This window comes from Paenibacillus terrae, assembly GCF_005217525.1.
GTDB classification, from domain to species: Bacteria; Bacillota; Bacilli; order Paenibacillales; family Paenibacillaceae; genus Paenibacillus; species Paenibacillus terrae_C.
In genome coordinates this window covers 394,591-417,387 of sequence record NZ_PNXQ01000014.1, presented here as the reverse complement: position 1 = coordinate 417,387, position 22,797 = coordinate 394,591, and the positions used below count along the sequence as shown (strand labels likewise).

The 22,797-nt window shown below is 46.7% G+C and carries 26 protein-coding genes; all 26 read right to left on the bottom strand.

The features are described from left to right. Nucleotides 1-13: 13 nt before the first annotated feature. Nucleotides 14-805, bottom strand: a complete 792-nt coding sequence (locus C1I60_RS16740; RefSeq protein ID WP_137062747.1) for a phosphatidate cytidylyltransferase — start codon at nt 803-805, stop codon at nt 14-16. Between the two features lie 17 nt (nt 806-822). Then, nucleotides 823-1,590, bottom strand: a complete 768-nt coding sequence (gene uppS, locus C1I60_RS16735) for an undecaprenyl pyrophosphate synthase (RefSeq protein WP_137062746.1) — start codon at nt 1,588-1,590, stop codon at nt 823-825. Between the two features lie 83 nt (nt 1,591-1,673). Then, entirely contained in the window at nt 1,674-2,228 is a 555-nt protein-coding gene (frr, locus tag C1I60_RS16730) for a ribosome recycling factor (protein WP_137062745.1), read from the bottom strand. Then, nucleotides 2,228-2,956 carry a UMP kinase gene (pyrH, locus tag C1I60_RS16725; RefSeq protein WP_137062744.1) on the bottom strand — a complete coding sequence of 243 codons (729 nt, stop codon included), beginning with the start codon at nt 2,954-2,956 and terminating at the stop codon, nt 2,228-2,230. The genes frr and pyrH overlap by 1 nt, the downstream gene beginning before the upstream one ends. A gap of 122 nt (nt 2,957-3,078) precedes the next feature. Then, entirely contained in the window at nt 3,079-3,729 is a 651-nt protein-coding gene (tsf, locus tag C1I60_RS16720) for a translation elongation factor Ts (protein ID WP_013309917.1), read from the bottom strand. Between the two features lie 132 nt (nt 3,730-3,861). Further along, entirely contained in the window at nt 3,862-4,560 is a 699-nt protein-coding gene (gene rpsB, locus C1I60_RS16715) for a 30S ribosomal protein S2 (RefSeq protein WP_013309916.1), read from the bottom strand. A 258-nt stretch (nt 4,561-4,818) separates the two neighbouring features. Next, a complete protein-coding gene (locus C1I60_RS16705) occupies nt 4,819-5,466 on the bottom strand; it encodes an endolytic transglycosylase MltG (RefSeq protein WP_137062742.1) in 648 nt (215 codons plus the stop codon). Next, a complete protein-coding gene (locus C1I60_RS16700) occupies nt 5,463-6,089 on the bottom strand; it encodes a hypothetical protein (RefSeq protein ID WP_137062741.1) in 627 nt (208 codons plus the stop codon). The genes C1I60_RS16705 and C1I60_RS16700 overlap by 4 nt, the downstream gene beginning before the upstream one ends. A 41-nt stretch (nt 6,090-6,130) precedes the next feature. Then, nucleotides 6,131-6,451 carry a hypothetical protein gene (locus C1I60_RS16695; RefSeq protein ID WP_137062740.1) on the bottom strand — a complete coding sequence of 107 codons (321 nt, stop codon included), beginning with the start codon at nt 6,449-6,451 and terminating at the stop codon, nt 6,131-6,133. A 76-nt stretch (nt 6,452-6,527) separates the two neighbouring features. Next, nucleotides 6,528-7,937: a flagellar assembly protein A gene (locus C1I60_RS16690; protein ID WP_137062739.1), complete on the bottom strand. Its 1,410-nt coding sequence runs from the start codon at nt 7,935-7,937 to the stop codon at nt 6,528-6,530. A gap of 45 nt (nt 7,938-7,982) precedes the next feature. Then, nucleotides 7,983-8,771, bottom strand: a complete 789-nt coding sequence (locus C1I60_RS16685; protein WP_013309911.1) for a FliA/WhiG family RNA polymerase sigma factor — start codon at nt 8,769-8,771, stop codon at nt 7,983-7,985. 5 nt (nt 8,772-8,776) lie between these two features. Then, nucleotides 8,777-9,199, bottom strand: a complete 423-nt coding sequence (locus C1I60_RS16680; protein WP_137062738.1) for a hypothetical protein — start codon at nt 9,197-9,199, stop codon at nt 8,777-8,779. A 2-nt stretch (nt 9,200-9,201) separates the two neighbouring features. Beyond that, on the bottom strand, nt 9,202-9,699 hold the full coding sequence (locus C1I60_RS16675; protein ID WP_025684946.1) for a chemotaxis protein CheD: 498 nt from the start codon (nt 9,697-9,699) through the stop codon (nt 9,202-9,204). After that, a complete protein-coding gene (locus tag C1I60_RS16670; RefSeq protein WP_044644853.1) occupies nt 9,692-10,318 on the bottom strand; it encodes a chemotaxis protein CheC in 627 nt (208 codons plus the stop codon). The genes C1I60_RS16675 and C1I60_RS16670 overlap by 8 nt, the downstream gene beginning before the upstream one ends. 3 nt (nt 10,319-10,321) lie before the next feature. Continuing rightward, a complete protein-coding gene (locus C1I60_RS16665; protein ID WP_014281101.1) occupies nt 10,322-10,783 on the bottom strand; it encodes a chemotaxis protein CheW in 462 nt (153 codons plus the stop codon). 62 nt (nt 10,784-10,845) lie between these two features. Beyond that, entirely contained in the window at nt 10,846-12,945 is a 2,100-nt protein-coding gene (locus tag C1I60_RS16660; protein WP_137062737.1) for a chemotaxis protein CheA, read from the bottom strand. Between the two features lie 33 nt (nt 12,946-12,978). Beyond that, complete coding sequence (gene cheB / locus C1I60_RS16655) at nt 12,979-14,499, bottom strand: chemotaxis-specific protein-glutamate methyltransferase CheB (protein WP_137062829.1); 1,521 nt, start codon at nt 14,497-14,499, stop codon at nt 12,979-12,981. Between the two features lie 30 nt (nt 14,500-14,529). Next, entirely contained in the window at nt 14,530-15,417 is an 888-nt protein-coding gene (locus C1I60_RS16650) for a MinD/ParA family protein (protein WP_137062736.1), read from the bottom strand. Continuing rightward, nucleotides 15,414-16,850, bottom strand: a complete 1,437-nt coding sequence (gene flhF, locus C1I60_RS16645) for a flagellar biosynthesis GTPase FlhF (protein ID WP_137062735.1) — start codon at nt 16,848-16,850, stop codon at nt 15,414-15,416. Before flhF ends, C1I60_RS16650 begins: the two co-directional genes overlap by 4 nt. Beyond that, complete coding sequence (flhA, locus tag C1I60_RS16640) at nt 16,847-18,880, bottom strand: flagellar biosynthesis protein FlhA (RefSeq protein ID WP_137062734.1); 2,034 nt, start codon at nt 18,878-18,880, stop codon at nt 16,847-16,849. The genes flhF and flhA overlap by 4 nt, the downstream gene beginning before the upstream one ends. 23 nt (nt 18,881-18,903) lie before the next feature. Beyond that, the gene (gene flhB / locus C1I60_RS16635; RefSeq protein ID WP_137062733.1) at nt 18,904-20,016 is read right to left on the bottom strand and encodes a flagellar biosynthesis protein FlhB; all 1,113 of its coding nucleotides are present in this window, start codon (nt 20,014-20,016) and stop codon (nt 18,904-18,906) included. Beyond that, the gene (gene fliR / locus C1I60_RS16630) at nt 20,016-20,801 is read right to left on the bottom strand and encodes a flagellar biosynthetic protein FliR (RefSeq protein WP_137062732.1); all 786 of its coding nucleotides are present in this window, start codon (nt 20,799-20,801) and stop codon (nt 20,016-20,018) included. The genes flhB and fliR overlap by 1 nt, the downstream gene beginning before the upstream one ends. 9 nt (nt 20,802-20,810) lie before the next feature. Next, entirely contained in the window at nt 20,811-21,080 is a 270-nt protein-coding gene (gene fliQ / locus C1I60_RS16625; protein ID WP_014281093.1) for a flagellar biosynthesis protein FliQ, read from the bottom strand. A 37-nt stretch (nt 21,081-21,117) separates the two neighbouring features. Next, on the bottom strand, nt 21,118-21,873 hold the full coding sequence (gene fliP / locus C1I60_RS16620) for a flagellar type III secretion system pore protein FliP (protein WP_137062731.1): 756 nt from the start codon (nt 21,871-21,873) through the stop codon (nt 21,118-21,120). Then, a complete protein-coding gene (locus tag C1I60_RS16615; RefSeq protein ID WP_137062730.1) occupies nt 21,870-22,403 on the bottom strand; it encodes a flagellar biosynthetic protein FliO in 534 nt (177 codons plus the stop codon). Before C1I60_RS16615 ends, fliP begins: the two co-directional genes overlap by 4 nt. Before the next feature lie 12 nt (nt 22,404-22,415). After that, nucleotides 22,416-22,781 carry a response regulator gene (locus tag C1I60_RS16610; protein ID WP_014281090.1) on the bottom strand — a complete coding sequence of 122 codons (366 nt, stop codon included), beginning with the start codon at nt 22,779-22,781 and terminating at the stop codon, nt 22,416-22,418. Nucleotides 22,782-22,797 lie beyond the last annotated feature (16 nt).

The window sequence follows — 22,797 nt, the reverse complement described above, 5'->3', positions numbered from 1 at the left end:
CACCAGGTAAGGGTCATGGAAGCAGCATCAGCATATGTACAATTGGAAAAACAACAATCCAGCTGTCGCAGCGGTCTAATATACCACCGTGCCCTGGCAACAGATTACCGGAATCTTTAATGTCGTACACCCGCTTGTACGCAGATTGGACTAAATCGCCCAATTGACCCACAACTGCACAAAATAAACCGATAACGAAGGCTTTGTCCCACGGCAGCAGCCCTTCTGACAATCCGGCAAATACCAGTGCTGTAGCTAACGCTAAAACAATCCCGCCAATAGATCCTTCGACTGTTTTGTTTGGACTGATCGCAGGCCATAGCTTTGTCTTCCCCGCCATTTTGCCTACAAAATAAGCCCCTGCATCACTTGCCCAAATGCAAGCCAGTAACAGAAAGGTCCATAAGAGCCCATGTTCCATATGACGTGATTCCGCCATATACGAAAATCCGAAGCCTATATAAACGGTACCGAGAAATAGTATGGACACCGTTTGAATTGTAATTTTATTTTTCGTTCCCACCGTAATGATCATAAAAATAATCATCAGCAGCCAAAGCAGAGTTATAGACGGTAATGGTGAGTTCAGACCCAAGGGCTGATAAGGAAATACAAAAGCTAATATTCCTGCATACCCAACTAACGCTGTACCGCCGAAAGGAGATACCCTGGTCATCCGCGCGAATTCATAGAATCCGATTAGGGCCATGGCCAAAATGAGCAAATGGTAGGCCAAGCCGCCCCACAGGACCATCGCCAAAAAAAATACGCCTGCCAAAATACCGGTAATCAATCTCTGTCTCAACGGCCTTCATCCTCCATTTACTTCAGTCCACCGTACCGCCGTGATCTTCGCTGATATTCGACTATTGCTTCGTATAAATGTTCTTTCTTAAACTCAGGCCAATAAATATCAGTAAACCATAGCTCACTGTAAGCAAGTTGCCATAGCATAAAATTGCTGAGTCTTAGCTCACCGCTTGTCCGAATCAGTAGGTCAGGGTCCGGCATACCACTTGAGAGCAAAGAATTCTCAATCAGTTCAGGCGTAATATCTCCGGATTTAAGCTTCCCATCCTCAATTTCACGACCCAACGCTTGCATACATTCAGTGATCTCCAGCCTACTTCCATAATTCAATGCAAAATTAAGAACAAGTCCGGTATTATTTTCGGTTCGCCGTGTCGCTTCAGTCAGCGCATCAACAGTATGAGAAGGCAAATGCTCCTTATTTCCCATCATACGCACTTGTACATTTTTTTCAATCAGCTCATCAAGCTCAATAGCCAGAAATTCTTGCGGCAGCCGCATCAAAAAATCGACTTCATCCTTGGGACGCGACCAATTTTCAGTTGAAAAAGCAAATAAGGTCAAATATTTAATGCCTAGTTCATCCGCAGCAATCGCTGTGCGCTTCACTGCCTTCATTCCATTTTGGTGCCCTACAATCCTCGGCATCCCAATCCGTTTGGCCCATCTGCCGTTCCCATCCATTATGACAGCAACATGCTGCGGAATATTGTCTATTGAAATGGCCGGTGTTTGCTGTTTTTGTTCCCCGTTCCACCAAGACCGAACCCGTTTGATCATTCCAGTTCCTCCAGCATTCTCTGAAAATGTGCCTCAGGCTTAAAAGAGACAAACCCCACCGTAAGGGAGGGGCTACCAGTCTCTTATACTTCCATAATTTCTTTTTCTTTTGCAGCCAAAATTTTATCCACTTCGGCAATAAATTTATCGGTTGTTTTCTGGATTTCTTCCTGATACTTGCGGGATTCATCCTCGGAAATATCAGTTTTCTCCATTTTTTTAATATCATCGTTCGCATCGCGACGAATGTTACGAATGGCAACCTTCGCTTCTTCGCCGTTTTTTTTCGTCAGCTTCACCAGATCCGTTCTGCGTTCTTCTGTCAATGCAGGAATACTGAGACGAATAGTATTTCCGTCATTGGAAGGAGTCAAACCCAGATCGGATTTTTGGATAGCACGCTCAATGTCGGCTAGGGAGGATTTATCCCAAGGCTGAATCATCAGAGTCCGGCTGTCCGGTGTATTTACATTAGCTAACTGATTGACCGGAGTCATTGCACCGTAATACTCAACCTGAACGCGATCCAGTAGAGCTGGAGTCGCTCGACCAGCGCGTAAAGATGCAAGATCCCGCTGCAACGACTGAATGGCTTTATGCATGCGCTCTTCAGCGCTCTTTTTAACAGATTGTGGCATTAATTTACACTCCCTTTGACGATCGTGCCAATTTTCTCACCCAACACGACACGTTTAATGTTACCTTGCTCTGTAATAGCAAAGACAATCAACGGAATATTGTTATCCATACACAGTGAGGAAGCCGTGGAGTCCATGACACCGAGATTTTTGTTGAGCACATCCAAATACGTAAGTTGCTCATACTTCTCGGCTGTGCTGTCTTTAAATGGATCAGCTGAATATACGCCGTCCACTTTATTTTTAGCCATCAGAATCACTTCAGCCTCAATTTCAGCAGCACGCAAAGCAGCCGTAGTATCGGTCGAAAAGAACGGATTCCCCGTACCTGCTGCAAAAATAACAACCCGACCTTTTTCCAAATGACGGATAGCTCTACGACGAATGTAAGGCTCAGCAATTTGCTGCATTGCAATAGAAGTCTGCACACGCGTAGGTACTTCAATTTGCTCCAATGCATCCTGCAATGCCAGTGAGTTCATCACCGTTGCCAGCATACCCATATAATCTGCTGTCGCACGGTCAATTCCGTTGGCGCTTCCTGCAATACCCCGCCAAATGTTGCCGCCTCCGCACACGATAGCAACTTCTACTCCCAGTTCGACAACGTCCTTGACCTGCTCGGCGATCGACGCAATTGTATCCGCATCAATACCATAGCCGTTCGAGCCTGACAGCGACTCTCCGCTGACTTTCAGAACTACACGCTTAAACACAGGTTTTTCCAAATGATCACCCTCCAATAGGGACTATATTGTATGTACAGGATAGATGTCCTGTTGCAAGAAAAGGAACACTGATGTGTTCCATTTCTTTGCTCTTTCCGTATGCAATTACCGTTCGTTGGTAATTATTGCTTCACTTGAGACATAACTTCTTCGTAGAAGTTGTCTTCTTTTTTCTCCAAACCTTCGCCCAGTTCAAAACGAACAAAACGACGCAAAGAAATGTTTTCACCAATGGTGCTGATTTTTTCGTTGATGAGTGTGGAGATTGTTTTGTCCGGATCTTTAATGAAAGATTGCTCTAACAGGCAGAACTCTTCATAGAATTTACCGATGCGGCCTTCAACCATTTTCTCAACGATTTTTTCTGGTTTGCCTTCGTTCAAAGCTTGTGCTTTCAGGATTTCTTTTTCTTTTTCGATCTCTTCCTGTGGCACTTCTTCGCGACGAACATAACGAGGGTTTGATGCAGCGATATGCATAGCGATGTCACGCACAAAATCTCTGAACTGGTCTGTTTTAGCTACGAAGTCTGTTTCGCAGTTTACTTCTACCAGTACGCCGATACGGCCGCCAGCATGGATGTAGGATTCAACAACGCCTTCAGTAGCGATACGGCCTGCTTTGTTCGCTGCAGCTGCAAGTCCTTTTTCACGCAGAACTTCAACTGCTTTTGTCAAATCACCGTTTGCTTCTTCAAGCGCTTTTTTACAATCCAGCATTCCTGCGCCTGTTTTTTCACGAAGCTCTTTTACTGCGCTAGCATTAACTGCCATATTAATTCCCTCCAAATTTGATTTTCAGTGGTGTACACAAGCTTTATTCCTTAAAAAAAGGGTAGTGAGAGGTTATACACCTGCCAACCACCCTTTTCATTTAATTCATATAGGTATTTCCGTAAGGAAATATTATGCTGTAGTTTCTTCGCCTTGGTTTGCTTCCATAACTGCATCAGCCATTTTACCTGTCAGCAATTTAACAGCGCGGATCGCGTCGTCATTACCTGGGATAACATAGTCAATTTCGTCTGGATCGCAGTTTGTATCAACGATACCCACGATTGGGATACCCAATTTGCGAGCTTCAGCAACCGCGATGCGTTCTTTGCGTGGATCAATGATGAACAGAGCGCTTGGAAGGCCCTTCATGTTTTTGATTCCGCCCAAGAATTTTTCAAGACGATCTTTCTCTTTACGGAGAATGATAACTTCTTTTTTAGGAAGTACAGCGAATGTACCGTCTTCTTCCCAAGCTTCCAGTTGTTTCAAACGATCAATACGTTTTTGAATAGTTTGGAAGTTAGTCAGCGTACCGCCCAACCAACGTTGGTTGATATAGAATTGACCAGCGCGTGCTGCCTCTTCTTTAACGGAATCTTGTGCTTGTTTCTTCGTGCCTACGAACAGAATTGTACCATTCTCAGCTGCAATGCTTTTTACGAAGTTGTAAGCTTCCTCAACCTTTTTCACTGTCTTTTGCAAGTCAATGATGTAAATACCGTTTCTTTCAGTGAAGATATAACGATCCATTTTCGGGTTCCAGCGACGTGTTTGGTGACCAAAGTGAACCCCAGCTTCCAAAAGCTGTTTCATGGAGATTACTGCCATCTTCACACACCTCCTAAGTTTGGTTTTTTTGTGTGTCCTCCGCCGAAATCATTTCTCGCAAAGACTTTCCATTTGGAAAGCACCCTTTACAAAATTAATCGACGTGCGTTTTTAACACCGTCAATTAATATACCATAACACCCGCAGCGTTGCAACTAACTTTTCGACAATAGGAGGATAAGCGCGAAAGGTGACTGGTTATTCCCTCCTGTCGAGCTTTTAAGCGAAAAATAATGCCGCCCACTTTCCAGATCACGGTCAGTTGGACGGCTTCTTTGTAATTTTAGTAATGATAGAACCAAAATCCTCACCCTTGGCAAACTCGTAGGTACCAGTACGGATTTTGGTATTGATTTTTTGAGCCTTAGCCTCAGCCTCAAACGCACTGGCATCCGATACGATGCCTGCCTTCTGCAAACCAGATGCCACACTCCTCAAATTGCTTCCGGATGCAATGCGATATTGCACTTGCGGAGTGGATGGCTGTTTGGGGGTATCTGGAGTAGTCGTAGCAATCGAACCTTTAGTTTGCGGCTTATCCGGACTTTGGAGTGGAGACGTGCTTGCTGAAGGCTTAGAAGTAGCCGAAGGCGTTCTGCTGGCAGGAGTCTTTGGTGTCGACGGAATTTGCGCAGCTTCTGCCTTTTTGGGGGCAACCGGTGTTTTATTGCCTTCCTTGATCACCTTGTTACGCCATTCCTCTTCTGTCATCTTCGGATCAGAACTCTCACTGATTTGAAGATTCAGTCTGGCTGCCGCCTCATCCAATTGCTCACGTGTCATGTTTTTTGGGTCCGCTGAAGACGGCTGCGATTGACCCTGACCGATCATCGCCAATTGCAGCAGTAGTGCGCCTGTAATAAGTCCGGTGCCCATGCCGAGCATGAATGAACGATTTTTGATCACGTCAGGTCCTCCCTTTCCGCCAATTGTAATATGAGCTGTACCTCGCCCCGTTGGATGCCTGATTGCTTAGCAATGTAATCCACCGATTTGCCCTGCTCATACAGCTCGAACAGTTCCTGATAACGCTCACGGATAGATTCCTGCTGAGCTTCAGTCTCAGCCTCTTGCAACGGGGTCTGGTCTTCCACAGCTACAATAGAAGCGTCAGACTGTTCTGCCTGTATGGGAATAACAGTCTGCGCATTGCGGAACTGACCATAAGCTGCCACCGCCTGATGCGGAGTACCTGTATGTAGTTGTACCTCAGATCCAGGCACTGTCTGTGTAGAAACTGAAGCAATCGCAGCTTGGCGTTCTAGCTCCACAATTCGCTTCCGAAGCTCAGCCACTTGCTCCTGCAATGAGGCCTGTTTAACTGCATATTCCTGCTTTATGCCGGATACTAGCTCAATCAGCTCATCATTGCCGTTTTCAATATCGGCCATATATTGCTCCAAGGTGGCCTCAACCTTTTGGACGACGGCCTCTTCTGTTCCCCTGCCTGCCTGCCGCTTCGGCAGCAGCCAGGCGTAGACAACAGCTACGGCGCCCAGCAGAACAATATATATCCATGGTTGATCCACTGCCCATCGTCTCCTTTTATAACGCTACTCGACCTGTCGGATCAGAGCGAAAAATCTATATGATGTCCCTTGTATGGATGCTCTGCAGGATGCTCCTTTGGCAGTTCATTCTCACCGGATTGAGATCGGCTCTGGCCGGAAGTATTACTACCCTGCCCTCCATTTTCCCTCTCACCGACGAATGTTTCGGCAGATTCATCCACCGCACTGCTTCGCTGGCGAATCTTCTCCGTCTCCTGCTCGGTCTTTTGCCCTAACAACGCTTGCTCATTCATCGGACGTTGCTGGTATTCACTTTGATACTTACCCGCTTCACTGGTACGAGGTACGGCGACTTGTAATTCAACAGCTTTCAAGCTCATTGGACCACACCCTTTCCGATTGGGCATCCGTATCTGTTTTCCGAGGAATAAGGAAACTCGTTATCCCTGTGCCAGATTACACGGAGGAGGACATACTGATATCACCCTCATGATAATAAAACGCCATTCTTTCCACCGAATCTTTAATAAATTTTGTATATCTGCCGATAACTATTTTAGAGCCGCCGTAAATAACGTTTTTGACTTCTACCCGCGCGCGGGTTGTATCTTCCAAAGTTCGTTCGATCTCCAGCATTCTTGATTTAGTTTCCAGAAGCTCGTTGTCATTTGATTTTTTAGTAGATGTCAGCTTGATTCGCATCGCCATTCTTTCAGGGGCAAGCTGTCCAGTAGCAGCAAGCTGATCCAGTATGGTGAGCGCCTTATTGGTCTTATCCTGACTGTCTGTTTGTTGCTTCAAACGTGCTCGGAGTTCAGTCAATTCATCTCGAAGCTCCGGTAATACACCTACTTCGATTATAGTGGCCGTAGACATCGTATTACCAATGGTGCGCGCCACCACTTTTTCACCAGCTTGTACACTACCACCTACGATGAGTCCTTTAGCCCCTCCGCAAAGTACATTCTTACTGGCTTTGATCTGGGAATGCATGATGCTTTGGGATACAAGGATATCGCCACCGGCAATCACGTTACCATCCTGTATAAAGGAGCATTTCACATTTTGCGCAGCTTTCACATACCCCTTATGGTATCCAATAATACCACCACTAATGTCGACTGAGCCTTCCGCATCCAATTCAGCGCCTTCCACACCGCCGATAACACGAATGTCTCCAGCCGCCCGAATACGGAAACCTGTCAGGACATTACCACGAATGACGACGGTTCCAACAAAATCAATGTTGCCGACGCTATAATCCACATCCCCGTTCACTTCATATACGGGAAACACATTGAGCTTACCCTTTTCAGTCGTAGTCACCAATCCATCGATAGCTGCGTACATTGCAACACCTTCTGGATGAACAACTACATTTTTCCCTACTTTAAAACGTGCCTCTTTGCCTTGAAGATATGGAATTTCCTCTCCCGTGACGGCAATACCAGGTACACCCGGCAATGGATCAATCCGCTCGGCAATCAGTTGTCCACGCTTTACATTTTTTAAACGCGTCAATTCTTTATAGTCCACTCGTCCATCCAAGGTTTCGAGCGGCTTACGTGCATCTTCACCGGTCACAACTTCAGCCAAATTAATTTTTCCGTCCTTACCATGAACTGGCGGTGTTCCCTCAGCAATCAGCAATTTGGTGAAGAAATAATCTTCCGATCTTGCCACAAACGAGTAAATCTCATTATTAATCAAACCATGACTTATTTTTTGGCTGCTCAGGAAACGCTCCAATTCTTCTACAGAACAGGAAAAGCCTTCTTCACGTTTAGCAAACTCCAAATAAGCGCTAAGTTTATCGGGTGAGACGACCACTTTTAAATACTGGTCCAAAGCATAGTGCTTCTCCACAGGGGTGCTCCTTCCGTCTAACTGTTACTGTAACCTCCCGTACGTTTAATCTTTACGCATTAGCAGATCCCGCTGTTTGTCCAGTGTTGCCCTCAGCCGCAATATGGCTTTGGAATGTAGTTGTGAAATACGCGAAGGGGAAAGGGACATGACCTCAGCAATTTCACTGAGAGACAAATCCTCGTAATACAATAAAGAAACAACGATACGTTCTTTTTCAGTCAATTTGTCAATGCCTTGTGCAAGGGCATCACGAAGTGTAAATTCATTGACCTTGTGATCCGGGTTTTTCGCCTTTTCATCCACTAAAAGGGAAAGTCGTGTCTCCGATTCTTCTTCGCGGATCGGGTCCTCCAGTGAAACGATCGACATAACGGCGACCTCCTGGATCATATTTTGAAACTCTTTTTCAGAGACGTCCAAATAATGGCTCATCTCTTCATCACTTACTGTGCGCAAGTATCTCTGCTCCAGATGCTGATAGGCATCCTCAATTTTTTTCGCTTTTTCCCTGACCGAGCGTGGAACCCAATCTCCCTGGCGAAGACCATCCAAAATCGCTCCTCGAACGCGCCAGGAAGCATAAGTCTCAAACTGCAAACCACGTTCATAGTCAAACTTTTCAAGAGCATCTATCAAGCCCATGACACCGTTACTGGCCAGGTCATCTTTAGATACATTTTTAGGCAAACCTACTGCAAGGCGTCCCGACACATACTCCACAATATGGAGGTACTTTTCAATTAGCTGCTTTTTCGCTTCCTTGTCACCGTGTTCTTTCCATTGCTCCCACAGTTCGGAATGGTTTAAATGAGCGGCTTTTCGCTCGTTCATCGGCTTCACCCTCCTTGTTTGTCTGTCAGGTGACGAACGGCCTTGGCCAATTCTTCAGGGTCCTTGTTTGAAACCAGCTTAGGCGGGTTTAAGGGCGCAAAACCGATGTTTTTCCCATCCGTCTGCTCTGGTTTCGGCTTCAACAATTCATTCAGGTTTTCATCTTCGTCTGGTGTCGTCAGGTCCAGATTCCCCCCTACGCCATCCACCTGAGAGCTTGCCCGGCTTTGGGCATTACCCAGATCTGGCCGCGCTACGACACCCAGTGTCCAGCGCAGCACAAATGCAAGCAGGAACCAAAAAACGAAAGCGACCAAGCCACGAATTAAGCTCGTGGTCAGCAGATTGCTGCCAGTGGACAACACAAAAGTCAGAATAAATCCGACTACTCCAGACCAAAGATTAATGCGTAAGCTGCCAAATAACATGATTATAATTCCTTTACACCTTTTTGTACGCTTCGAATATTCAAAACGCCAGTTTCACAGTCCAGCTCAATCGTTCGGCCATAACTACCACCTGTATCCTCCGCAAGCAGAGGAATACCGAGATCTACGAGCATTTCCTTGCATGACTCCACATTGCGCGGACCAATTCGCATGGTGTCCCCACTGCCGGCAAAGGCAAACATTTGCGCTCCTCCTGCCATTTTGGCGACCAGTCTGCGGCGTTCGGCTCCCAATTTCAGCATCCTCTCAAATAGCTCCGGCAACGCGGTATCGGCATATTTGGCGATGTTAAGCTGCCCTTCACGCGCAATGTCTGAAGACGGTAACATTACATGTGCCATACCAGCCAGCTTTAAATGAGGATCGTAGAGGGTCAATCCGACGCAGGAACCAAGTCCTGTCGTACGAATGGAGTTTGGATTGCTGGTTACGTTCAAGTCTGCCATGCCCACTTTGATGATGCTTTTATCCTCAATCATCGTTCATCGGGACTCCTAACGACCTGAATATTTTACCAAACGATTCTGGATCCGGAATCAGGAAAAATTGACCCTCAATCTGATTCTGCCCCTCCAGAAACGTTGTGTCAATCAACAGGGCTGCATCCCCCATCTGACCAAACTGCAACAATCCGTAGCTGAGAATGGCCCCGGCCATATCCAAAGCTAGTGCGGGAACCGTCGGATACATGGACAACCGGGTGAAATCGGCCAACGAGGACAAGTATGAACCCGCTAAAATATTACCGATTTCAGACAGAGCCGAATGCTCCATTTCGTTAAAGCTGTCCTCATCATCCGAGGGAATATTCGCAAGCCGGGAAAGCAGACTTTTTGCCGCATGGGGTTGCAATATGAAAAAGAGATTACCTGGAGCTTCGCCCTCGACTCTGAAAAATATAGCAACGACAAGCTGCTCATTCCCACCAACCTTTTCGGCAATTTCCTCAAAAGGCAGCATCTGTACTTTAGGTACGCCCATATCAACCGGTTTATTCAGAAGTCGGGAGAGCGCTGTAGCAGCGTTCCCCGAACCAATGTTACCGACTTCCTTCAAAACATCCAACTTGAAATCTTCGAGATTTTCAAGATTTTCCATAAATTAATCCTCTAAGCCTTCCAGTTGGTTCATTTCACTCCGATTCAGCACCTCAGACAAATTCAGCATGATGAGCAAGCGCTCTTCACCGATTTTAGCAACTCCACGCAAATATTTAGCCTTGACTCCGCCAACGACTTCCGGTGGTGTCTCAATGTTATCGGTATTCAGGTCAATTACATCGTTTGCCGAATCAACGATAAAGCCGACTTGCATCTCACCCACTGCAACGATGATAATCCGGGTTTGATCGGTATACTCCGCCTCAGACAATCCAAAACGACCACGCAGATCAATAACGGGAATGACCACGCCTCTCATATTGAATACACCTTTGACAAAATCGTATGTTCTTGGAACACGTGTAATCGGCACCATGCGCTCAATGGATTGGACTTTTTCTACTTCGACACCGTATTCCTCTTCACCAAGTTTAAATACGATAACTTTAATTTCTTCTCCCATGTCTAAAAACCCTCCTTATGGATGTCAGCAATCTCACATTTCTTTCATTTTTAATGAAGACATTATTTAATGAAAACATTAGGGTCAATGATCAAAGCAACCTGACCGTCGCCCAGGATCGTGGCGCCTGAAATTCCTTGGATGTTCGGTAGGTATTTGCCGAGGTTTTTAAGGACAATTTCACTTTGTCCCAAAAAGTCCTGAACAGAAAGAGCTGCTAGACGGTCACCCTTGCGGATAACAACAACCTCTGTCTCTTCTTCTTCATCCTCATTGAAGTCTGGTACTTCAAACAGCTGACTCAAGGAGATAAGCGGAATATGGGATTCGCGGAAAGCGATCATTTTGTTGCCGTGTACAGAACGGATTTGTGTCCGTTTGACGATTGCAGTCTCCACAATAGAAGACAACGGAATCGCATATTTTTCGGATCCGATCTGTATCATCATGGCAGCAATAATGGATAGTGTCAGTGGCAACTGCACAGAAAAATTGGTCCCTTTGCCCAGAACGGAATGAATCGTAACGTTACCGCCAAGGGAAGTGATTTTAGATTTAACTACATCAAGTCCAACGCCGCGTCCTGAAACGTCCGAAATGACCTCAGCTGTACTGAATCCCGGAGCGAAAAGTACCTGATGGGCCTCTTCATCGCTCATTGCAGCTGCTTGTTCCTCCGTCATAATCCCTTTGGAAATGGCACTTTTCAGTACCTTCTCACGATTAATGCCGCTTCCGTCGTCTTCAATCTCAATGAACACGTTATTGCCACTGTGGAAAGCACGTAAATGAACTGTTCCTGTCTCCGGTTTGCCTGCCGCAATACGGGTTTCTACTGACTCAATGCCGTGATCCACAGAGTTGCGCAGTAAATGCACTAACGGATCACCGATTTCGTCGATAACGGTACGATCCATTTCGGTGTCCGCGCCAGTAATGACCAAATCCAGCTTTTTATCCAACGATTTGGCCAGATCACGCACCATACGCGGGAAACGATTGAAAACCGTGTCCACAGGTACCATTCGCAATTTAAGCACGACATTTTGCAGGTCACTGCTTACGCGGCTCATATGTTCTACCGTTTCGGTCAGCGCAGGATTAGAAGCCTCACTCGCCAGTTGCTCCAACCGTACACGGTCAATAAGCAATTCACTGAATAAATTCATCAATACGTCCAGACGTTCAATGTCTACACGAATCGTACGGTTGTGCGTAGGTGCTGCAGGCTTGGCTACTTGAGCTTTACCATCAGATGGCTTCGCACCGGAGGCCGCAGTTGAAGACTGCGGCTGGGATGCAGCGGGCTGTTGTTGTACAGCTACCTGGGCTTCCTGCACCGCAGCAGTCTCTGCAAGCCCGGCCTTGACTTCGCTCATTTGCTTAAGCGATTCCTGATCCAGCTGTACAACGGAGACGGATTCGATTTCGGAAATACCAGCGATTTCCTTCTCCAGCTCTCCTACCTCTTTCTGCGTTATATAATATAACGAGAAATTTTGTTCGAATTTCTCTTGCTCAATATCCTGTACAGACGGATAAGCTTTTACGATTTCGCCAGAGTTCTCCAGTGTATTAAATACCATAAAGGCACGCGCGGCCTTCAACTGGCTTTCTGAGCTAATCGTTACCTGTATATAGTACACCCGATGCCCTTCAGAAATAGATTGCTCCAGTACAGAATACTGGAATTGATCCAGAACAAGACCCTCGCTTTCGCTGTCCGCCGCTTTTTTCGGCGTAACCGCCTCAGTAACAGCATCTGTGTGGGATTTTTGGAAATCGCCACGCACGATGGATTGCAATGAAGCTACAATAGAGGATACATCCGCTTTTCCATCGCCACCCTCTGTAATGTTCTGTACCATGGACTCCAACGCATCCAACCCTTTAAAAAAGGTATCGAATATAAATTCCTGCATCGCAAGCTTGTTGTTACGCACCAGATCAAGAACATTTTCCATTTGGTGGGTGAGCGATGCCAGGTCTTCAAAGCCCATTGTAGCAGCCATTCCTTTGAGGGTATGGGCAGACCGGAAAATCACCTGAACGATGCCCAGATCGGTAGGACTACTTTCCAGTTGAAGCATTTTTTCGTTAAGAGATTGCAGATGATCATTCGACTCATCAATAAACATGTTTAAATATTGGTTCATGTCCATTGTGAGACACCTCCTCCATGAGTTACACTCCGATTATTTCACAACTTGTACAAGCTTGGGGGCGATCTCCTGCATCGGCAGAAGGTGGCGCACACATTTTAACTCTACAGCCGAGCGAGGCATTCCGTACACTACGCAAGTTTCCTCATTTTCAGCAAATGTGGATTGTACCCCTGCATCATAAAGCTTTTTCATCATTTTAGCCCCGTCGCTTCCCATCCCAGTCAGCAACACCAAATGCCGTTCCAGAGAGGTTAACGGGAGTAACGATTCGAACATCGTGTCTACAGAAGGACGGTGACCGTTACGAGCTTCTTCCGTCTTCAGTGATACCGTGTATTTACCACTGGCTCCTGGCACAATTCTCAATTGATATCCTCCCGGAGCAATATAAGCTGTTCCGGTCTCCAACGTCATTCCCTGCTCAGCTTCAACCACCCGGAGCGGACTCAACGTATTCAGACGCTGTGCCAGTGAACGGGTAAAGTTTGGCGGCATATGCTGCACAATGACAATCGGGGCGGGAAAATCCCCGGGAATGCGTTCCAGTAACGTCTTGAGCGCACGTGGACCACCTGTAGAGCATCCAACCGCCACCAGTTTGCGGAAATTGGGCGAGTACACTCCTTTTTTAAGGGAGAACCCATTGAAGGCTGTCTGAACTATTGGTGCAGTCACTGGGGGCGTAGCAGCCGTAGAAGCAACTGGAGCCGTCGCAGACACCGTTTTTCGGGGCTCCGGCTTGATTAGTCCTGACTTATCCGTCCCGTGCAGCGATTTGGCTGCGACCGTACCGGAAATATTCAACTGTCCTGGCGTACGTTCAGCTGCCGTAGGTAGCTCCTTCTTCTTCTGCGCAGCAGAAGCTTGCGCCGTCTTCCGTGGCTCGGCGGCTGGCTTACTAAAACGGCTGTCAGGCACAGTGTTTTCCGTCTGTGGCCGTTTTGCTTCCGGCTTGGCTGGCGAATTAGACTTGCCAGTATCCCTCTTCGGCGGAACCGGTGCAGCAGTTGCAGAAGCAATCGGTGCATTGGGAGTCTCGCCTGTAGATGCTTTACCTTCCGTTCCTTTGTCAGCTACAGCCTGTCCTTCTGGAGCCTTATCTAGAGCCGCTTTTCGTTCATTAGCTTCCTTACGCTCCAATCGGCTGCGGACTGCTTGCATAGCAGCATGCATCTGCTCCAGTAGCGCCTTGCCCACCTGCCCGATATCCTGCGCATGAGAGATGGAGGGCTTCCGTATAAAATCGAAAGCTCCTGCTTCCAGAGCCATAATGGTCTCCTTCATACCCTGCTCATTAATACCAGAGAGCATAATGACCGGAAGCGGATGGGCCGCCATAATCATAGGAAGTGCTTCAAGACCATTCATTACAGGCATTTCGACATCCATTGTGACCAGGTCAGGCTGTAGCTCCTTCACTTTCTCTACAGCCTCTTTGCCGTTAGAGGCTGTACCTGCGATGTCGAACGAATCATCCCTTACAATTAAATCTGAAATAATTTTGCGCATAAAGGCCGAATCATCCACAACCAGCACCCGGTAAGCACACATGTTAAACACCTCTGTTTCCTTTCATCAAAATCATTGTGCCGAACGTCGCAACCATTTTTGCATAAACCCTTTAATTCCGCTTAAAGCACCTGGATGCGGAGCCTGTGGCATCGCTGCAAAACGGTGCGCCAGATTCAATACATCTCTGGATGCCGCACATCCCGGATAAGCAATTGAAAAAGGCACCTGCCTTTTGACTGCCTGCATGACATGAGTGTCATCACTGATATGTCCCAGCAACGGAATGTCGATCTCCAAAAAGCGTCGTGCAACCAGCGCTATCTTATCGGCAACTTGACGGGCCTCATTATCGTTATCGGCACGATTGACTATAATTTTGAATACTGTATCCTTTTGCAATCCACTGACGACTTTGATCAGCGCATAAGCATCCGTTAAGGACGTCGGCTCCGGCGTAGTTACGACCATACATTCGTCAGCGGATGTGATAAATTTAAGGTTTTCTTTAGATAACCCCGCACCGGTGTCAAACAGAATATAATCCATATCTGCGGCAATCTTCTCCACCTCATCGGCAAAATAATTCAAATCGTCATCGGATAACGTAAACAGCTCGCTCAAGCCAGATCCTCCAGCAATATAAGGCAAGCCTCCCACGCCCGTTTGAACAATTTCGGCCATTGATTTCTCACGTTTTAACAGGTGAAGAAGATTGTATCTTGAATTGGCTCCCATCAACACATCGATATTGGCCATACCGATATCAGCATCAAATACGAGTACCTTTCTGCCAAGCGATTGCAAGGCCAAAGCAAAATTGAGGGTGAAATTAGATTTGCCCACACCACCCTTACCACTGGTGACTGTCACTATTTTCGCATGGCGATTACGTGCAGGCAGTCGATACTTATCCAGGGCTGAAGCCATTTGTCTAAGAGATTGGGCCTGGTCATTCATACAGAATCCCCGGTATCTCCTGACGATTCTGTGTTTCCAAACAGCAGGTTTGTCACCATTTCTGTATCTGGATGCAGTAGATCGTCAGGTACATTTTGACCGTTCGTAATATAGGCCAGTTGCATAGGAAACTGGTGCAACAGATTAAACATACCACCACAACTACCTGTCTCATCCATTTTGGTAAATACAACCTTACCAAGGCCAAACTTACTGAAATGTCCGGTTATGTTGAGCATATCCTTGCTTTTGGACGTTAGGCTAAGCACCAGGTACGTCTCACTTTCCTTAATAGGTGAAAGCAGACTTTGCAATTCCGAAACGAGCAGCTCATTACGGTAATTTCGTCCTGCAGTATCCATCAGGATCAAGTCACAATGTTCCAGACGCTGAATAGCTCTGTGAACATCTCCGGGAGATTGCACGACTTCAAGCGGAACATTCAAAATCGTAGCGTATGTACGCAGCTGTTCGACAGCCGAGATACGGTACGTGTCAGAGGTAATAAATCCGACTTTGCGGTGATGCTTAAACAGCTGTTCTGCTGCCAGCTTGGCAATGGTCGTCGTTTTTCCCACTCCGGTTGGACCTGCCACATACACAATTTTGGTATCTTTCGAGATGCCCTTGTCCAGCCTTTCCTGAATGAATCCGGCCACTTCTGCACGAAGAGCATGTTCCCAATCAAAAGATTCAGAATCAGACGGATGCTCACTTCGGCGCTCATATACCCGTTCAAGCCAATGCTCTAGCAAATCGCGTTCCACTTCCTGCTCCAGCATACGCTCACAAATCTTTTGTAACGGTTCCGGCCAAGTATTTTCCATCACAGAATTGCGGGAAATTCGAGTCATCATAGCTTTCATTTCCCGTAATTCATGAAGCAGGGCTTGGTTTTCCTCTGGCCCTATCTTGTCTGGAACGCTTGCCTCTGAAGGTAGCTTAAACAATTCGTTGGATGTTTCCTTTTTCGGAACCGCTGCTTTGTTGTTAAAAACTTCATTTTCTGTTTCCCCACTAAAACCAGGCCCGTGTGAAGAACGCTCTATGCTTGAGGCAGCTTGTTCGGCGCCAGCCAGCAAATCAGCCAACCCCTCTTTGGAACTGTTCGTCATCTGCGTTACCCGTCGATAGGCTTCAGGAGCGGCTTGTCTTGGAACCACTGGTGACGATGGTACTTCCTGCTGCTCAGGAGCATTCATGGGTGGAAAAGCCTCAACCGACTGCTGTGGGGGTTGAACCCGTCGTGGTTTTTGAAGCTGCTGCTCCTCTACCGCAGCGACGACCTCGATTTTCTTTTTTCCGAACATACCCATGAATCCGCCGATCTTCATTTCCTTGGTGCTCAAAATGACGGCATCCGTTCCGAAGTCACCTCTGATTTGCATCATGGCCTCCGGCATTGTATCCACTACATATCGTTTCACTCTCATAAGTTCACCACCCCGACACTTTGAATTTCAACGTTCGGCTCCAGCTCACTGTACGACAGTACCGGGACATCCTGCATCGTCCGTTCCATCACTTGCCGCAAATACATACGAATCGTCGGTGATGTTAATACGATAGGCTGCTGCCCGGATTGAATGAGACGATTGATTTGCTCCATCATCCTTTGATACACTGTCTGCGTTGATACCGGATCAAGAGCCAGATAGCTGCCCTGCTCCGACTGTTGCACGCTTTCGGCAATTTTCTTCTCCAGCCCTGGTCCGACGGTAATGACACGTAGCGTCTCTCCCTGCTGGGCGAACTGTTGTGTAATCTGGCGAGATAACGCCTGGCGAACATATTCAGTCAGCACGTCTGGATCTTTTGTATAAGTGCCGTAATCAGCCAGCGTTTCGAAAATGGTCACCATATCGCGGATGGAGATTTTTTCTTTTAACAGCTTGGCCAGCACTTTTTGTACATCTCCAATCGCCAGCACGGAAGGAATAAGATCGTCCACAAGCACCGGATAATTTTCCTTGAGATTGTCGACCAGAGACCGCGTTTCCTGTCTGCCAAGCAACTCGTGGGCATGTTTCTTGATCGTTTCCGTCAAATGAGTAGCTACAACCGAAGGAGGGTCCACAACCGTATAACCGGACAGCTCCGCAACATCCTTGGTATTCTCATCAATCCAGAGCGCAGGCAATCCGAAGGCTGGTTCTGTCGTTTCAATCCCTGTAATGGAATCGTCGTCATATCCCGGGCTCATCGCCAGATAATGGTTTAACAGCAATTCCCCGCCGCCTACCGTATTGCCTTTAATTTTGATTACGTACTCGTTCGGCTTGAGCTGGATATTATCCCGTATGCGAATGACCGGCACAACCAATCCCAGTTCCAGCGCACATTGACGGCGTATCATAATAATCCGGTCAAGCAAATCCCCACCCTGCTGTGTATCAGCCAGCGGAATCAGCCCGTATCCAAACTCGAATTCGATCGGATCGACCTGAAGCAAATTAATGACACTTTCCGGACTGCGCACCTCTTCAATCTGTTGCTCTTCTTCCATCTGTTCATCAGCAATTTGCTTACGTTCCATATTGCCCTGCATTCTTCGGGCCGCAAAAAACAACAGAACAGCCAGTGGAAGGGTCGTAATGATATGAATAGGAGTAAAGAAGCCCAACAAAGCAATCGTGGTAGCCACGATGTAAATCAGCTTTGGATATGAAAAGAGCTGTCCTGTCAAATCATCCGCCAAGTTTCCATCAGACGTAGCTCGTGTAACGATCAAGCCTGACGCCGTGGATATGAGCAATGCGGGGATCTGGCTAACCAGTCCATCACCAATGGTCAGTACGGAGTAAGTCGACAGCGCCTCCTGAAACCCTTTACCCTGAACAGCCATACCAATAATAAAACCGCCGACCAGATTGATAATCAAAATGATAATACTGGCAATGGCGTCACCTTTAACAAATTTGCTGGCACCATCCATTGCTCCGTAAAAATCCGCTTCTCGTTCGATTTTACTGCGCCGTTCACGGGCTTGCTGTTCGTTGATCAGACCTGCATTCAGGTCGGCATCAATACTCATTTGTTTGCCCGGCATCGCGTCCAGTGTAAACCGTGCGCCTACCTCAGCAACCCGCTCGGAGCCCTTGGTGATCACAATAAACTGCACAACTACGAGAATCAGGAAGACAACAAAACCAACCGCAATTTGTCCACCTGCAATCCAACTACCAAACGTAGCCACTACTTCCCCGGCATGTCCCTCACCTAAAATGAGCTTGGTCGTAGAAATATTAAGCGCCAGACGAAATAACGTTGTGATGAGCAGCAATGAAGGAAAAATAGAGAACTGTAAAGCTTCCTTCGTGTTCATGGACACAAGTAGAATCATCAAAGCAATCGATATGTTGATCACGAGCAAAATGTCGAGCAACCATGAAGGGATCGGTAGAATCATCATAAGGACGATGCCGATGACGCCTGCAAGGACGGTTATTTCTTTTATTTTCACGGGTCTCTTGGCCTCCGATCCCTTTATTTCACTTTACCTTTTAATTTATATACATACGCCAGCACTTCGGCAACAGCCTGGAACAGATCAGCTGGAATCGCATCCCCGATTTCGGCTCTTTGAAACAGCGCCCGTGCCAGCGGCTTGTTTTCCATCGTTATAACGCCATTTTGCTTGGCAATTTCCTTAATTCGGAGCGCTAAATAATCTTGCCCTTTCGCAATAATCTGCGGCGCTTCCATCTCCGAACCGTCATATTTCAAAGCCACAGCAAAGTGCGTAGGGTTGGTTATGATGACATCTGCATTGGGAACTTCCTGCATCATGCGCTGCATAGCCATTCGGCGCTGTCGTTCACGAATTTTCCCTTTGATCAGCGGGTCGCCTTCCATTTTCTTGTATTCATCTTTGATGTCCTGTTTGGACATTTTTAGGTTTTTCTCATGCTCATAGCGTTGGTACATATAATCCAATACTGCTAAAACGAACAGCACCACACCAATTTTGAGTCCCAGCTCCATTGTTAATGAAGCCGCAAAGCTCAACATCTGGTCACCGGACATTTCGGCCAGCTTGGGTAAGTCTGCTTTTGTTTTCCACAGCACGCCGTACACCAGATAACCGATCACGGTCATTTTTAAAACAGATTTGAGGAATTCGACCAGTGACCGCATGGAAAAAATATTTTTAAATCCTTTAATCGGGTCAATCTTGCTAAATTTGGGCGTAATCCCCTCTCCGGTTAACAAGAAACCGATCTGCATGTAATTTGCCACGATTCCGATGACAATGGCCCCAATAAAAATAGGAGCCAGCATAATCATGATTTGCACACCATACTCACCCATCATGAGCATTGTAGTGTTCGGCGTTACTTCCATCAATAACCGATTTACAAAAACATCCCGAAACAAGCGAACCGCATGATCCTTGAAATACCCACCAAAAATCATTAGGGCGAAAAACGTTACCAGCAGGACACCTGCTGCGGGCAATTCCATACTTTTGGCAACCTGCCCCTTTTGCCTGGCATCTTGTTTCTTTTTGGGTGTGGCTTTTTCCGTTTTTTCCCCTGAGAACAACTGCAGGTTCATAGCATATTTAAATGACAAACTACGTTCCTCCAAACCAGATATTAAGGACGGTTGCCCATAATATCCAACAAGTTGCGCATGGATTCGAACATCACAGTAAACAATTTTTCGAAGATAAAAGCAAAACTCGGCATCAGAAGCAGTAACATGAACAGTCCCACAATAATTTTGAGTGGCACACCAATAACAAAAATGTTAAACTGCGGAGCCGTTTTAGCCAAAAATCCGAGTCCCACATCCGTTAAAAAAGTAGCTACTACTATAGGAGCAGCAATTTGAAAAGCCAGCATAAAAGATTCAGCAAAGGAACGGATCAGAAATTCCGTCACACTGCCTCCATACAGCTTTACAAAAAAATCATTCGTCAGCGGCACCCAATCATAGCTGTATAGAATAGCGTTTATCAGGTGATGATGCCCGTTTAAGCTTAAAAAGAGCAACACGGCTATCGCAAACTTGAAATTTCCCGTTAAAGGCGACGAAGCTCCTGTCATCGGGTCAAACACACTGGCCATCCCGAAACCTACCTGAAGGTCAATAAAGGAACCTGCGGTTTGGATCGCTGTCATGAATAAATAAGCGGTAAAACCCAGCAACAATCCAATCAGCACCTCGCGACCTACCAACAGCACATACACTGCATCCGTCGGTACTTGCTGATGCGTACCATAAGTGAGATACACGATCAATGCGAGAAATCCAGAAATCCCGACCTTAAAGGTACTAGGTACTCCTCGGGTTGAAAATATAGGCGCTACTACAAAAAACGAGGTAATCCGACAAAAAATCAGCAAGAAAACAGGAAAGCTCTGTAACAACATATCCATAACTTCAGCCTAACCTATATATTTGTACAAATTGTCCAGAATGTTAAACGTAAAATCCACTAATGTCGTCAATATCCAAGGTCCGAACAAGAGCAATGCCAGTAATACGGCGACAATCTTCGGAACAAATGCCAAAGTCTGCTCCTGAATTTGGGTTGTCGCCTGAAAAATACTGATAATCAAACCGACGACCAGTCCCAAAATCAGCATCGGAGCGCTAACTTTAAGCACTGTGTACACCGCTTGTCCGGCAAGAGAAATAATAAACTCCGAAGTCATTGCCGTCCTCCTTGATTGCTGTCCCTACGGGAAATATTCATGTGTTAAAGCTCAGAAGCAATGATTTGACGACCAGATACCAACCATCTACGAGCACAAACAGCAGTATTTTAAAAGGAAGCGAAATCATCACTGGGGGCAGCATCATCATCCCCATAGCCATGAGCGTACTCGCCACCACAATGTCAATAACCAAAAACGGTATGAAGATCATGAAGCCCATCTGAAATGCTGTCTTTAACTCACTGATGGCATAAGCCGGAACCATCACCGTTAATGGAATATCCTGATAGTCTTTCGGTTTTTCCATCTTGGTGTATTTCATAAAGAGCAGTAGATCCTTCTCCCGTGTATGAGAGAACATAAAGGTCTTGATGGGTACCGCAGCATTGTCCAGCGCCTGAGACTGTGTCAAATCCCCCTTGAGATACGGCTGGAGCGCAGTCTCGTTCATAGCCGAGAACGTCGGCGCCATAATAAATAAGGTAAGAAACAGGGCCAGCCCGACAAGCACCTGGTTAGGTGGCATCTGCTGAGTCCCCAGCGAGGTGCGAACAAAGCCCAGTACGATCACAATTCGCGTAAAGCTCGTCATAAGCACAAGCAACGCGGGCGCTACACTGATGACAGTAATAAGTAAAATAATAGACAGCGAGGTGGCACCGGGCTGTCCTTTATCCGAGTTGCCGACTTGAATATCAATGTTCGGAATCGGTTCCGCAGAGGCCGCCGTCACCGAAATGAAGCTGAATAAGACAAGCAGCAAACATGCAAGTATAATCTTTTTTCTCATGAATCTCCCGACCGATCTGTAATATTCTCCTCATTGCGCAACTTTTCGAGTTTATCCTTACGATTCGGCATCTGCCGAAGCTTGGATTCGAACATCTCGTGAAAAGATGTTTCCTCTTCAGGATGCTGCTGTACCGCGGTGTTCCGTCGAAGCTTATCCGCAATTTTAGCGAATAGCGGGGCAATTGGGCCGCGCTGCAGAGAAGCTTCTTGCTCCAGTGCGGCCAAAATTTGCTCCACTTCTTCAGGATCGGATACTTTGTCAACAAGCCGGATATCTTCTCCCACACCAATGAGGTACACACTGCTGCCAACTTCAACAAGCTGAAGGGATTTGTTAGGGCCCAGCCCCACACCTCCCAGTATGCGAACGGAGCGGTTGCTGAACCAGCTCTGATTTCTTTTACTCAAAAACCGTATCAAGTACACGATCAGTACGATGATAAAGATCAGCACGATAAGGACCCAGGCAATGTTGCCTATATTGCTGGATGTACTCAGTGCGTCAGAGGCACCCTGTTGTGTATCCATACCGGATGCGCCTTACACACCCAGTGTTTTGTTGATGGCTTCGATAACCCGATCCGATTGGAAAGGCTTGACAATAAAATCTTTTGCGCCTGCTTGGATGGCATCAATAACCATCGCTTGCTGACCCATCGCGGAACACATAATGACCTTTGCGTTCGCGTCAATTTTTTTGATTTCCTTCAGAGCGGCAATGCCGTCCATTTCGGGCATCGTAATATCCATCGTAATCAGGTCCGGACGAAGCTCTTTGAATTTTTCAATAGCCTGTGATCCATCCTGGGCCTCTCCTACTACTTCATATCCATTTTTGGACAGGATGTCCCGAATCATCATTCTCATAAATGCAGCATCGTCCACGATCAAAATACGGTTTGCCATCTGAAATAAATCCTCC